At 63.3% G+C, this 14,254-nt stretch carries 7 protein-coding genes and 1 tRNA gene; 3 read left to right on the top strand and 5 right to left on the bottom strand.

The window, feature by feature from the left end:
- Positions 1-13 precede the first annotated feature (13 nt).
- The gene (locus tag A9K71_RS10090) at positions 14-979 is read right to left on the bottom strand and encodes a Gfo/Idh/MocA family oxidoreductase (RefSeq protein WP_066994138.1); all 966 of its coding nucleotides are present in this window, start codon (positions 977-979) and stop codon (positions 14-16) included.
- A gap of 229 nt (positions 980-1,208) precedes the next feature.
- Here A9K71_RS10090 and A9K71_RS10085 point away from each other — a divergent pair.
- Positions 1,209-1,285 (top strand) — tRNA-Met (locus A9K71_RS10085).
- Between the two features lie 86 nt (positions 1,286-1,371).
- Here A9K71_RS10085 and A9K71_RS10080 read toward each other — a convergent pair.
- Both A9K71_RS10080 and A9K71_RS10075 read right to left on the bottom strand, forming a co-directional pair.
- Complete coding sequence (locus tag A9K71_RS10080; protein ID WP_066994135.1) at positions 1,372-3,837, bottom strand: adenylate/guanylate cyclase domain-containing protein; 2,466 nt, start codon at positions 3,835-3,837, stop codon at positions 1,372-1,374.
- 80 nt (positions 3,838-3,917) lie between these two features.
- On the bottom strand, positions 3,918-5,012 hold the full coding sequence (locus A9K71_RS10075; RefSeq protein ID WP_066994132.1) for a branched-chain amino acid ABC transporter substrate-binding protein: 1,095 nt from the start codon (positions 5,010-5,012) through the stop codon (positions 3,918-3,920).
- A 255-nt stretch (positions 5,013-5,267) separates the two neighbouring features.
- Between A9K71_RS10075 and A9K71_RS10070 the strand changes: the two genes are divergently transcribed.
- Entirely contained in the window at positions 5,268-8,165 is a 2,898-nt protein-coding gene (locus A9K71_RS10070; RefSeq protein ID WP_066994129.1) for a trifunctional glycosyltransferase/class I SAM-dependent methyltransferase/polysaccharide deacetylase, read from the top strand.
- Between the two features lie 63 nt (positions 8,166-8,228).
- On the opposite strand, the gene A9K71_RS10065 is transcribed toward A9K71_RS10070, so the two are convergent.
- Both A9K71_RS10065 and A9K71_RS10060 read right to left on the bottom strand, forming a co-directional pair.
- On the bottom strand, positions 8,229-8,909 hold the full coding sequence (locus A9K71_RS10065; protein ID WP_066994127.1) for a redoxin domain-containing protein: 681 nt from the start codon (positions 8,907-8,909) through the stop codon (positions 8,229-8,231).
- Positions 8,910-8,928: 19 nt separating this feature from the next.
- Complete coding sequence (locus A9K71_RS10060; protein ID WP_066994124.1) at positions 8,929-12,231, bottom strand: adenylate/guanylate cyclase domain-containing protein; 3,303 nt, start codon at positions 12,229-12,231, stop codon at positions 8,929-8,931.
- 243 nt (positions 12,232-12,474) lie between these two features.
- Here A9K71_RS10060 and A9K71_RS10050 point away from each other — a divergent pair, with 243 nt between their 5' ends.
- Positions 12,475-14,247: an adenylate/guanylate cyclase domain-containing protein gene (locus tag A9K71_RS10050; RefSeq protein WP_066994118.1), complete on the top strand. Its 1,773-nt coding sequence runs from the start codon at positions 12,475-12,477 to the stop codon at positions 14,245-14,247.
- The last annotated feature ends 7 nt before the right edge of the window (positions 14,248-14,254 follow it).

Raw genomic sequence — 14,254 nt, 5'->3', positions numbered from 1 at the left:
TTGTGGACGCGCCTTAAGCGGGCGACCCGCTATGCGCCACCGTCCCAGCCGTCAGGATGCGCAGCACCCGGATCGCTTCCTCGCCGTCGGTGCGGGGTTCGGCGCGCGTCTCGATGCACTGCATGAAGTGGGCGAGCTCGCGCGTCAGCGGCATGCCTTCGCCGACCGCAACGTAGGAAGGCTCGTTGGCGGTGAACGCCCACTGGCCGCTGTCCTGCCAGACAGCGTGCCTGTAGACGGCAAGCTTGCGCTCCCACGGCTCGACATCGTCGAACACCGCCATCGCCTTGGTTCCGACCACGGTCAGCCGGCGCTCGCGATAGGGATTGAGACGAGAAGCGAAGAGATGGCTGCGCACGCCGTTCGGAAAGCGCATGTGCAGATGCGCGAAGTCGCTGAGGTTGTCGAGCAGTGCCGCGCCCTCGCCCCTGACCTCGATCGGCTCGGTGCCGGTGATGGCGAGGATCATCGAGAGGTCATGCGGCGCAAGGTCCCAGAGCGCGTCGTTCTCGGTGTGGAACTTGCCAAGGCCGAGCCGGTGCGAGTGGATGTAGCGCACCTCACCAAGCTCGCCATTGTCGATCAGCGCCTTCAGCGTCTCGAAGGCGGGGTGGAAGCGCAGCACGTGGCCCACCATGAAGACGCAGCCATTGTTCCTGGCCGCCTGCACCGAACGCTCGGCGTCCGCGACTGTCAGCGCGATCGGCTTCTCCACCAGCACGTCCTTGCCGCCCTCGATGGCGCGCAGCGCCATGTCGGCATGGAACTGCGGCGGCAGCGCCATGACAATGGCGTCGACATCGGCGCGCTCGAACAGCTGGTCCGGCCCGATCGCCAGGCAGTCCTGCTCGCTGGCAAAGCCTTCGGCGCGGGCACGGTTGACGTCGGAAACGGCATGGAGCGCGCCAAGCGCCTTGAGGGTGCGGATGTGGTTGCTGCCCCAGTATCCGCAACCGAGGACGGCGATGCGCGGCTTCATTCGTTCAAACTCTAGAATTTCGTGGCCGAGACATAGCGACGTGCCCCGTCGAACTCAACCCCGATGCATGCGCTTCAGCGTCTGCCCGGCAAGGCTTTTCCGGGATGAGATTATGCTGATGAGTTCGGCTTGACAGCTTTGCCCTGCCAACCTTATATCCGCGCGACCTTGGCGAACGCCTCGAATTGCCCACGACCGGTGTGGTTCTTCGAGCCTCTTCGCCGCTCCTGGCGGAGTAGCTCAGTTGGTTAGAGCACGGGAATCATAATCCTGGGGTCGGGGGTTCAAGTCCCTCCTCCGCTACCATCTCACACCTGTCCGACCCGAATACATCGTTCGTGACTTGCTCGGACCCGGTTCGGTGATTTGCTGCCAGGCGCGGCACCCAACTCCTACTGCCGGGGCTTGTGGGAAAGCCGGTCCAGCGCGTCTCGAAGCGCAGTGGCGGCACCGCCACGCTCATCGGCGGACATTAGCCCCGGTTCAAGTTCCAGCCTGAAGTGCGGCAGCTCGGTTCGAACAACGCGACAGGCGCCCGCTAGATTGGCCTTGATGACGCGGTAGGTGGCGACGGGATAGGCGATCCCCTTGACTTGGACGTGCCCCATCTCCTCACAATCGATCGTGTCCTTCACTTGCGCAAACGTCTCGTAGGAAATGAGGATGGTCCCCGGAGCCGCCTCTTGTTCCAGGCGCGAGGCGAGATTCACGGCGCCGCCGATTATCGTGTAGTCCATCCGGTCCTCGCTGCCGAAGTTACCGACGGTGCAGTAGTCGGTATGGATGCCGATGCGGCAGCGCAGCGGTGTTTCGATCCCCATGTCCCGCCAGACTTCGGCAAGCTCGCTGATCCGCTTTTGCATGGCAAGCGCCATCTGCACGCAAGCCAGCGCGTCCTGCTTGACGCCGCGCGTCTCAGGGTCGCCGAAAAACATCAGGATCGCGTCGCCGACGTACTTGTCGATCGTGGCACCATGATCCAACGCGATTTTCGACATTTCCGTCAGGTAGTGATTGAGGAGCTGGGTGAGATCCTCGGATTCCATCTTGTCGGTGGTCTCGGTAAAGCCGGCGATATCGGAGAAGCATATGGTCAGCTTCTTACGCTGGCTGGCGATTCTAACGTCTTGGCGGCCGGTGAATATCGAGCTGTACACTTGGGGCGCCAGATATTTGGCCAGCTTGCTGGAAAGCGCTTCCAGGGCAGCGGACTTCTCGGCGAGGTTCTCCTCCCTTTGCTTCAGCTCGGTGATGTCCGAATAGACGGCGACCGTGCCGCCGGCGCTGATCCGCCGCTCGCTTATCATGATCCATCGTCCGTCGCCCCGCCGCTGCACCCACGGTTCGCCGGGGTTACGGTGCCGCCATAGGCGCTCCGCGACCCACTCATCGACCCGCCCCTCGGCATCCCTGATGTAGCCACGCTCCGCGGATCGGCGAATGATCTCCTCGAATGCCATGCCGGGGGTTAGCTCTGCCTCCAGACCGGCGTATAGCAGTTCGCGGTAGCGGCTGTTGCTAAGGACAAGCCAGTCCTCTTTGTCATAGAGAGCGAAACCTTCGGAAATGCTTTCGATGGCATCGACCAGCCGCTGACGCGCTTCTGCAACGTCGCGCAGGTTCTTTTCCTCGACCTCGACAGCGGTATCCCGGAAGAGGCTCAGCGCCTCGGCCATGCGCCCGATTTCGTCGCTGCCCGCCGCAGGCAGCGGCGCACGAAGGTCGCCGCCCGCGATCGCGAGCATGCCCTGACTCACCGCTCCCAGACGGGCGAGTAGGCTGCGGTCGACATAGAGCCAGACGACCAGAACCGAGCTCAACAGGCTGAGAAAGGCAGAGCCGAGGACAACTCCGGTGCCGTAGCGCTGGACGAGCGCGGCTTCGCGACCGGAGGCAGCGATCTCGCGGTCCGCTGCGGCGACAAGACGGTCGACGGCTGCGGTCAGACTGCGCGACAGCCGATTGTTTTCGGCCAGAAGTTTTTCGCCCTGCGCGAGGACCGCAAGCTCCTCCTCCCGTGCCTTCGGGATGCTGCTCTCACCATCGGTGAGTGCCTCGAACTCGTCCACCCGCAGCCGAAAACGGGTTTGCAGCTTTTCGTCGATCTCCGAGGAAGCCGTTTCCAGAGCGGCGAGCGAGCGGTGCAGCGGAAACAGGATCAACGCCAGGTCGCCCCGCGTCGGCGCGGTCGCGGCCTTCACCAGCGCGTCGTTGACTGCCGAGATCTCCAGCAGCGCCTTCTGCTGGGGGATGTAAGCCGCAATCGCATGGACCATGTCGGCCATTGCCGCTGCGCGTCGATCGGGCGACAGCGACGTATCGGCCGCGACCGCCCGCCATTGTGGGAGCCTGGAATCCATCACCACGATGCCGGTGGCCAGAAGGCGTTGGCTGCCGGTCGTCGTCGCGGCGAGGCGGTTCAGAAGCTCCTCCTTGCGGGCGACGACATCGAGGCGGGCGACAACAAGAGAGTCGAGCTCCTTCAGGTTGCGCCTCAGGACAACCGCAGCTTCCTCGATCTCAGCTAAAGGCACTGTGCCCAGCGTAGCATCTCTGAGATCCGTACGCAGGGCCTCGAGGCGGGACATCTCGAGCGCGACGGCCGCCGAGACCTTGCTGTGCTGAGCCCTGCTTGTCGCCGCCAGCACCGATGGCGCGGCAGCAGCGACCCGTTCGGCCTGGCGCGACAGCTGGAGGGAGGCCAGCGCCGATGGCACCCGATCTCTGGTAATTCGGTCGACGACGTCGCCGACTTCGAGGAAGGCATAAAGCGCCGCAGCGGTAGCCAGCACCGCAAGGCCGCTGATCCCGAAAAAGGCGAGCAACAGCCGACCGCGTATGCCGAGGCGTTCAAGCATCGTGGGGAGTCGGAACAATCCAGCCACACTGGTCTGCATCAGACTAGACGTCTCAGCGTCACGCCGGCGTTCGGCGCACCCTATTCAACCGGCACGTACTCCCCGCCCCGCCAGACGTACCAAACCCAGCTCTGCCTCGTGAGGTCGCCCTTGGCGTCGAAATCGACCCTGCCAATGACGGTGTCGAATTGCTGTTCGCGCAGTGCCGCTATGACCGCCTTTGGCGCCAGCGAACCTGCCTTCGCCACCGCCTGGGCCCAGACCTGGACCGCGCAGTAGCTCAACAGCGTGTAGCCCGCGGGCTCGAAGTTGTCCGCACGGAACTGCTCCACGATCGCGGCCGCGCCGGCGTTTCGCCGCGCGTCCGCCGGGAAGGTGAACAGGGTCCCCTCCGCCGCTGAGCCTGCGATCAGGGCGAATTCCTCGGTAGCCAAAGCATCTCCGGATATGAGCTGAAGCGTGTAGTCCCGGTCGCCTGCAGCGCGAGCGATCAGCGCAACGTCGGCATGATACCCGCCCACATACAAGGCCGAAATGCCGGCGGTCTGCAACGCAGCGACCTCGGCTGAATAGTCGTCCTTCCCAGGCCTGTATGCGTCGTAAAAAGCTTCAGTCACGCCCCGTTTGTTCAGCTGCTTCCTGGTCTCGTCGGCGAGACCCTTCCCATAGGTCGAATTGTCGTGAAGGATTGCAATCTTCTTGTCGCCCCAGTGATCGGCAAGGTAGTTGCCGGCGATGAAACCCTGCGCGTCGTCGCGGCCAATGGTGCGGAAGACATTGCCACGGCCCTGTTCGGTCAGCTGCGGATTGGTCGAGCCTGGGGATATTTGCACGACGCCCGCCGCCTCATACACTTTTGATGCGGGGATCGAGGCTCCAGAGCAATAATGCCCGACGACGAGCACCACCCCGTCGGCCACCAGCTTCTGGGCGGCCGCGACCGCCTGCTCGGGATCGCAGAAATCGTCGACCGAGATCAGCCTCACCTTCTGGCCGAGCACGCCACCCGCCGCGTTGAGGTCGGCCACCGCCCTCTCCGCGCCGCGTTGCCCCTGCTCGCCGATCCAGGCAAGCCGCCCTGTCATCGCAGACGAGACCCCGATCAGCACTTCAGCCCTCGCGGAACTGAACACGGCCGCCAGAACTAGGATCGCTAGGGCGATGACACGGTGCATGCTTGCACCCCCTGTGGACAACAGCTTACGCTAATCCAGTCTGCCCCGACAGCCCCTTCGGTAAGCGCGAGTGCCTCGGGATGTGACGCGAAAACAGCGTCCCGGCGCATCGGCCTGACGCTAGACCAAATCGTGGGGCATGAGCGCGCTGGGCCACTCAAGCCTGTTTTCAGGTCTTGTTTGCCTGCAGGAAATCGCCGGGTATGGTTTGGGACCTCTTGTTCTATCTTCGGAAGCAGGCGCGGGTAAGACGGCGTGGCGCATAGTCCTCTGGTTTCAATCGTGGTTCCTGCGCACAACGCCGAGGCAACGCTGGCGCGCGCACTCGATTGCCTTCTCGGTCAGGATATAGCGGATTGGGAGGCGATCATCGTCGATGACGCCTCCACGGACCAAACCCCCGAGATCATCGCCGGTTATGTTGAGCACGATGCCCGATTTCGCACGTTGAGCTCTTGCGCGTATAGCGCCGCCGGTGCGCGCAACAGCGGGATTTCGGTCGCGCGCGGCCAATGGCTCATGTTTCTGGATGCGGACGATTGGGTGGATGCCAGCTTCCTTGCAAAAATGCTGACCGCTCTGAAAACCGCTCCCGATGCGGTGGCCGCCTATTGCGGTTCTCGGCGCGTGATGCCCGACGGCGAACTGACCCCGTCGAGCATCTCAACAGAGGTTGCGATCGAGCCCTTCGAAACTTTCGCGCGCCGGCGCGCCATTCGCACTCACGCGCTGCTGGTCGATCGGAAGACAATTGTCGAGTTGGGCGGTTTCGATGTGTCGCTGCGCACCTGCGAGGACTGGGACCTGTGGCAGCGTCTCGCACGTCTGGGCAAACGTTGGGTGATGGTCGACGAGCCTCTCGCTTTCCATCGGGTCAGCCCCAACTCGCTCTCCTGCAATTCGACGCAGATGCTGGCAGATGCGGCAATCGTGATCGTCCGCGGCTTTTCTCCTGATCCCAGGGTCGAACACCCGGCATCGGTTCACGCCAATGGAGCGATCGACGCGAACGGCTGCTCCGCTGCCGAAGCACTCGCGTGGTTCGAGCTGTGGAACGCCGCGTCGGATTGCGGCCGCGGCGCCTGCTCAATCGACGCGCAGTCCCTGCGCGCGGTCCCGGCAGCACGCAAATGGGCGCGTGAGATCGCCAGGGTGGTCTTCGATGGCCTTATGGTAGGAAGCCTGTCGGTGCCAGCGCAATTGGCTGCCAGGTGGGACAGGTTCGGTGGCCCCCTCACCGAGTTGATCGTCGAACTCGGCAGGGTCTGGGACGATCCCGCAGCGGGTCGCCGCGTCCAGTATCACCTTGAGCAAATGCTTCTCGACTCCGACGATCTCGCCGCGCCGCGCAGATTGGCGCGGACACTCGGAATTCGCGTCGACGCCGGAAATCCGGCCTCCACCGAACTTCCGGAAGGAATCGATCGAATTTATGCCTATCTGATGATGGACGGCCGGATCGAGGCTCGCGTGCAGTTCGGCGCGCTCGGGAAAGTGACAAGGAGCCATTGGATCGAGTTGGCCTCGCAGAGCGGCGTTGCCGACAAGTCAAACATGTCTGAAGCCGGGGCATCGTTGTCCATGGCGGAGCCTCCGTCCGATCCGGACAGCCACTTCGGCAAGCTGGCGCGATTGGCCGCGAAAGCGCAGGAACTGGTTCGGTCGAGCGCCGAACCTGCAGCGCCATTTGCGGCACCGCGCCGTAAACCGGCCGCGGATGACAACGGTACTGATCGCACGTCGTTCTGGAATCGCCGTTTCGCGACCGAGGATCCCTGGAACTATCGTTCGCCCTATGAGCAGGAAAAGTATGAGCGGCAGCTCGAAATTCTGCCTGCCGGTCTCATCGGACGGGCGCTTGAGCTGGCCTGCGCGGAGGGCCACTTCACGCGGCAGCTGGCGCCGCGTGTCGGCCATTTGACCGCAACTGACATCTCCAGCGTAGCCGTCGAGCGGGCGCGCGCGCGATGCAGCGATCAGCCGAATGTCGACTTCGGCGTACTGGATTTCTCCGCGGAAACGCTTCCGGGCAAGATGGATCTGATCGTCTGTTCGGAAGTGCTCTACTACCTGGACGATCTCGCTGAGTTGCGGCGCATCGCCAAGAAATTTGTTGAGGCGTTGACGCCTGGCGGGAGTGTCGTCAGCGCACACGCATTCGTGCTCCGAGACAATGTTGAGAGGACGGGCTTCGACTGGAACACATTCGGCGCACAAGCGATCTCGGAGACGCTGGCGGCGACCGAAGGCCTCGTCCTCGAGCGGTCGATCCAGACCGAGCTCTATCGCATAGACCGCTTCCGCCGCCTGTCACCGGACGGCGTGGCGACGGACCCGGTGATTGATCATGTGCCAATCCACGCGCCCATCGGTGTTGGAGTCGCGCGAAATATCGTCTGGGGCGGGGCACGGGCCTTGCGCCGCGACGTCGCGCGCAGCGAGCGGCGGCAGCATGTCCCTGTCCTCATGTACCACGGCATCGCCGATGATGGTCCAGCCGCGCTCGCCCGTTTTCGGCTCACGCCCGCCGCATTCGACCGCCAGATGGCATGGCTGCGCGCCAATGGCTTTCACGCCATCACGTCCGAGCAACTGGGATGGTCCATCGCCAACCGTGAACCTTTCGTTGGCCGCCCGGTGCTCATCACCTTCGATGACGGCTTCCAGAATTTTGCCGACCATGCTTGGCCGATCTTGCGCGCGAACGACCTGACCGCGGAAGTGTTCCTGGTAACGGACTTGGTAGGGGAAAGTGCACGGTGGGACATCGACAGCGGTCCGCCGACGCAGCTTATGGACGCTGGGACGGTGCGACGTCTCGCCGGCGAAGGTGCGTTCTTCGGAAGCCATCTGGCGACGCATCGCGCGATCGATGGTCTGTCGAGTTCTGATTTGGCCGCCGAGCTCCTGCGCTCTCGCATGTTCGTCGAACGGTGGACCGGTCGGCCAACCACGGCGTTCGCGGCACCCTTCTCTGTCACCGACCGACGGCTTGGCCGGCTGGCCAGGGAGTGCGGCTATCGGATCGGCTTCGGCGGCAAACACGGGCCGGCGGATCTCGATTGCGATCCCATCGACCTTCCGCGCATCGAGGTTCGCGGGGATCGCTCGCTCGAAGACTTTGTTGCGCGTGTCGAGGCCGTGCTCGGATGAACGGTGAACAAACCGGGTTCTGCTTTTTTATCGGTGTCCCGCCCGACTACCTTGTTCGCAAGTCTATTGAACGACCTGGGACACGGCTGACATCAGCTCCTGCGGGTTCGGCGCCCCAAACATGTATCGCCCACCCTCTGGAACCTCCGTGAAGCTCCAGCGGACCACCCCCTGCCGGTCCAGCAGGAATTGACCGATCAGTTGTCCGTGTCCCGTTGCCATCATCTGCTGGTCGGCCTCGGTCACTTCGTAGTGGTCCTTCTTGTCGAGGAATTCGCTGGCCGCAAAAGGATCCATGGGAGCGGGCAACTCGCCTGGTATGTCGACCCGCATATCCTTTGCCGCTGCCATCGAGACCTTGTACGGCCAGTTCGTGTCGTCTTGGGTGAATTCGAGATTGGGCAGTCCAAAAGCACGATGCGAAGCGCGTTCAGGGTCGGAAGCCGCAAGCAGATTCGGCATCGGGTGGTAGCGGAAATAGAGGCGCGCCCGTTCGATCGGCGTGTTGACCACCGTCAGGCTTTCCACTCCCTTTTCGCGCAGTTCCGGATCAAGCCGCGCCTGGGCGGCGATATGGCGCCGGCAAAACGCACAATGCAGACCTCGAAACAGGCCAACCAGCACTGGTTTTTGTCCGCGGAAGTCGTCAAGCGCGATCTTGCCTTCCTGGGTAATGGCGTCGAGCACCACGTTCGGCGCACGATCGCCCGGTTGAAGCGGTACCAAGTCAATACGCGCGGACATTGTTCAACCTCCCACCCGGCTAGTCGAGAAAAGGCAGCACCACAAGCGCTTCCGGGTCTAGCCCGTGCTGGGCGCATACACCCTGCGCCAGGGAAAAGTAGCGTTCGGCCTCGGCCAGATTGTCGAGGTCGAGATTAAGCGTTGCCAGACCATCATAGCACGGAAACAGCAGTTGGGGTTCACTCGTTTCGCGCGCTACGTCCAGTGCTTCGTGGAACAAGCCAACCGCCAGTTCCGGACGACCGTTGCACTGGTGGATCTGCGCAAGCACGATCAACGGCACCGGCAGATGCTCGCGCTGGTCGAGTGCCCGGTCGATCTCGATGGCCTTCTCGGCAGCAGGCACGCCCTCCGTTGGGCAGCGATCCGTGAAAGTACAACAAGCAACCGCCAGGTTCGCGAGGAGGCGCGCCTGAAAACCCAAATCACCAATATGGCGCGCCACTTCAAGGCCGCGCCGACAGACCTTTATGGCCTGTGCCGGATCGATGGTCGTGTAAAGCACGCCGAGATTGGTGTAGCCGCGGCAGGCCGCGCCCAGCAGGCCGGCGGCTTCGGCCAATTCAATGCTACGCTCAATCTGGCGTACCGCTTCAAGGTTTCGCCCAAGGCGAGCCAGCGCGACAGCCTTGGTGTTGAGTGCCTCGGCGGTCACAAGCGTGGCGTCACGCCCTTCCTCGGAGACATGCTCCGTTGTCAGAGTGCGTACGCCGTCCAGCGCCGCGTCTGCCCATTTTGCTGCGCGAGTGTGATCTCCGCTACGGAACGCCTGTCGGCCACGTTCTTGCCACAGCTGCGCCTGCTCGATCGGGGCATCCGCTCCTTCGAGGAGCGCCGCGGCTTCAGCATAGCGGGTTTCTGCGTTGTCCCGCTTGCCGACGTCCCAGAGCAGCCGACCGATCTTGCGCAAAACTCGTGCCGACGCGACGCGATTGCCTGACTCGCGATATGCCTGCAGCACTGTTTCGTAGTGCTGGTGCGCGACCTCGCGGCGGCCTACCGGGCCGCTCAAATCGGCAATGCGCTCCGCGATTGCCAATTTGAGCGGCGTTTGCCCGATCGCGCCCAACGCAGTCAACGCTCGCTCGTAGAAACGAAGGGCGTCGTCGTTGGCGTATATCATGCGAGCGCGATCGCCCGCCGCCTGCAAATAATGCGCGCCTTTCTCCCGCTCCGCGCTATGCGCGAAATGATGACCGAGCACGGTCAAATCCTCGAGCCGTTCCGGCTTGTCGCCACACAGTTGCTCCAAGGCGGCACCGACCCGCCCGTGGATATCGGTCCGGCGTTGCAACAGCAGATTTTGGTAGATCACGTCCTGCAGCAACGTTTGCGTAAAGCGGTAGCTTGGCGACGAGATCGAGCCTGATCCGGCGACCTCCTCGATGATTTCGGCATCGCAAAGCAGTTCGCAGCCGGCTTCCAAGCGGCCGGGTTCGGCTGTCACGGCTTTCAAAAGTGTGGCATCGAAGCGCGGGCCGATCACCGCGGCTTCCTGGGCCAACCGGCGCACCTCCTGGGGCAGCCGGTCGACCCGGGCAAGCAGCATTGCCTGGATAGTGGCGGGAATGCCGGTTGCGACTTCGCCTGCCGCAGTCCGCCATCGCTGGCCCTCGCGCATCAGCACACCGCGATCGATCAGGCCGCGAACGATCTCCTCTATAAAAAGCGGGTTGCCGCCGGCGCGCTCGAGGATCTGGTCGACAAGCCTGCCTGCGGACTTTACCCAGCTCTCACCGAACAGCGCCGCCAGCAGCCCGCGTCCGTCATCAGTGTTGAGCGGCGAAAGCCTGAGCGCTGTGTGACTGACCCGGCTTGAGTCGAGCTGGTCGTTGTCCGGCGCCGGACGATGCGTGACCAGCAACATCAACCGCGTGCGTTCCAACCTGTCCATCACGAAACGCAGCGCCTCGAGCGACACGGCGTCGGCCCAGTGCAGATCTTCGACGACAATCAACAGCGGCGACAACGCAAGCCGCCGTTCGATGATCGTGCGGACTGCGTAGAGAATTTGCCTCCGCAGCTGCTCGGGCTCGACATGCTGCAAGGTGGCATCGGGGTCGCCAAGGCCAAGCACATGGTAGAGCAAAGGCATCAGCCGCTTCGCCTCCTCGCCCTGCAGGCCGAGGTCAGTCAGCAAGCCTGCGAGCTTCGCCCGCATTTCGTCCCCATTATCGCTTTGCATCATCCCGGCAGCGCTGCGCACCACTGCGCCCAAGGCGCCAAAGGATTGTTCGCCCAGCGGGGAGCATGTGGCCTGCCGCACGGCGACGTTGCGAAAACGATCCTCGTCGCCGACGCGGGCGACAAACTCCTTCACCAGCCGCGATTTCCCGATACCGGCTTCTCCGACGAGGCGAACAAGTTGGGCCGAGCCGCCGCACGCCTGGTCAAGGCTGGCCAGCATTCTATGGAGCTCCGCACCACGACCTATGATCGGCGCGCTGAGGCCGAGCGCCTCGAGCCCACGCGCTGCGCGCGGCAACGCAAGCGGTGCGTCCAGTCGATGGACGAGCACACTGCCTGCTTTGCCGCGAAGCACAACATCACCCAGCGGCTCAAAAGAGAAGGCATGCCGGGTCAGCCTGTGAGTGAGTTCGCCTACCAGAACCTCACCCGGTGCGGCCAGCGATTGCAAGCGTTGCGCCGTATTCACTGTGTCGCCGGTCACCGAATAGGATTTGGCGGTGCCGATGCCCAATCCGCCAGTGACGACCGGACCAGTGTTTATGCCGATGTGGAGCAACAGAGGCGAGCCGGAGTGGGGAGCGCTTTCGCCGAGCCGCGTCGTCCGGGCCATCATGTCGAGAGCGGCGCGAAGCGCACGTTCCGGATCGTCCTCATGCGCGACCGGCGCACCGAACAAGGCAAGCAATGCATCGCCGATGAATTTGTCGACGAAACCGCCAAAGTTTCGCACGGCTGCCGTCAATTCCTTGAACAGTTGGTTCTGCAGCGCTTGCATCACCTCGGGGTCGAGCTGCTCGCTGAGTGTCGTGAAGCCGCAAAGGTCGGCGAACAGGACCGTCACCGTCCTGCGATCGGCTTCAGAGACGGGATGCAACCCATCATCTTCGCTTTCGATGTTCGCGAGCAGCGACGGAGTTCGAGAAGGCGGCACAATGGTCCGGCTTGATGTCGGAGCAGGCCGTTCGACGGCTTTTACCGTCGCACCGACGCTTGCCCCACATTTCGGACAGAACTCGAAATCGGGTGCGCACAGGTAGCCGCAGTTGGCGCATGGCACGGGCTGGCGCCTGCCACACTTCGGACAGAAAGCGAAACCGCCCTCAACCTCGAAACCGCAGCCCGAGCAGTCCATCGAGCAAGACCTCACTGGAGCCATGACGGCGTGATCTCGCCACGCACTTCACGGCCGGGTATTCAGACAAGAATGAACCGATAGTCGTCGGCCAGCAAGCGGCAGCGCAAATGGGGCATCGAGCGATCGGTCCAGGCCCGGTGGCAGAGCGCTGCCGACTCGCGCGTCTGCGTAGCCGTCGTCCACGAAAATTCCCTCTTAGCCTCCGCCTTCCTGCTATTATGGAGCCGAGGACACGTGCCCATGAGCGAAAACCGGAAGCTGGCCGCAATCCTCGCTGCAGATGTGGTTGGATACAGCCGGCTCGCGAGCGAGGACGAAGATCGTACTTTGGCGAGGTTGCGGGCACTGCGCAGCGACCTGATTGATCCAATCATCGCAGTGCACAACGGGCGGGTGATCAAGCGCACGGGGGATGGAGCGCTGGTCGAGTTCCGCAGCGTGGTGGATGCCGTGCGCTGCGCCATTGAGGTTCAGAACGGCATGGTCGAGCGCAATGCCGGCGTGCCGCAGGACCGCCGCATCGAGTTCAGGATCGGCATCCATCTGGGCGATGTGGTCGAAGAGAGCGACGGCGACCTGATGGGCGACGGCGTCAACATCGCCTCGCGTTTAGAGGGCGTCGCGGCGCCCGGCGCCATCTGCCTGTCCGAGGATGCCTATCGCCAGGTCAAGGCGCGGCTCGACCTCTCGGTCAGCGATCTCGGCAGCACACAACTCAAGAACATCGCCGAGCCGATCCGGGTCTATTCGCTGCAAGTCGGCAGCGCCGGGACCAAGGCGGCCGCGACCCCGGAAACCGCGGCGAGCCGGCCCGCGACGGCAGCGCCGCCGAAACTGTCGATCGCCGTCCTGCCGTTCGCCAACATGAGCGGTGACGCCGAACAGGATTACTTCGCCGACGGCATTTCTGAGGACATCATCACGGCGCTGTCCAAACTGTCGCAGCTCTTCGTCATCGCACGCAATTCGTCGTTCACCTTCAAGGGGCAGAACGTCCATGTGCAGGAGGTGGGCTCGAAGCTCGGCGTGCGGCATGTACTCGAGGGCAGCGTACGCAAGTCGGGGAACAGGGTGCGCATCACCGCGCAGCTCATCGATGCAGCCTCGGGGGGCCATCTTTGGGCGGAGCGGTTCGATCGGGACCTGACCGATATATTCGCCGTGCAGGACGACGTGACGCAGCAGATCGTCGGAGCGTTGGCGCTCAATCTCACCGAAGGCGACCGTCAGCGGCTGGCGCCCGAGTATGCGCGCAACACGCAGGCGTATGACTATTTCATGCGGGGCCGGGAGCTGTGGCACCGGCTGACGAAGGAGACGAACGTCGCAGCCCGCGACCTCTTGCAACGTGCGATCGAACTGGACCCGAAGTTTGCCTCTGCCCACGCCTTCCTCGCCCTCACGCACGGGCTCGATCACCTGAACAGGTGGAGTGCGTCGCCGCCGGAATCGATGGCGCAAGCGGAAGAGGCTGCAACGCGAGCGGTAACGCTGGATGACAGCGATCCCTGGGCGCACTGGGCACTGGCTATCGTGAAGCTGTATACACGACGGCACGATGAAGCCATCGACGAGGCCGAGCACGCGATAGCTCTCAACCCGAACTTCGCCGAAGGGCACGTGATCCTCGGCGAGGCGCTGCACTATTCGGGCAGATCCGAACAGGCGCTCGAGAGTTACGCCCGGGGCAAGACCTTGAATCCATACTTTCCGGATGTGCTTCTGCATTTCCAGGCTTTGGCATCGTTTCAACTCGGAAGGTACGAAGAGGCCGTTGACCTCTTGCTGCAGCGGCTGGCTCGCAACGCTGTCACCGATGTCTCGCGCGCGCTTCTGGCCGCCAGCTACGGCCATCTGGGCCGTTTCGCCGAGGCCCGCGAGGCATGGCAGGAGGTGCTTCGCGTCAATCCCGACTATTCGCTCGACTACCGACGCAAGGTCTTGCCCTACAAGAACCCTGCCGATTTCGAACTCATCGTCGACGGGCTCCGCAAGGCCGGTATCGTGCAATGACAAGTGA

Origin of the sequence: Mesorhizobium sp. WSM3873 (assembly GCF_001672445.1) — a bacterium.
In the GTDB taxonomy this organism is placed as follows: domain Bacteria; phylum Pseudomonadota; class Alphaproteobacteria; order Rhizobiales; family Rhizobiaceae; genus Mesorhizobium.
Note: the sequence above shows the minus strand (reverse complement) of the source record. Positions and strands in the feature narration are given on the sequence as shown.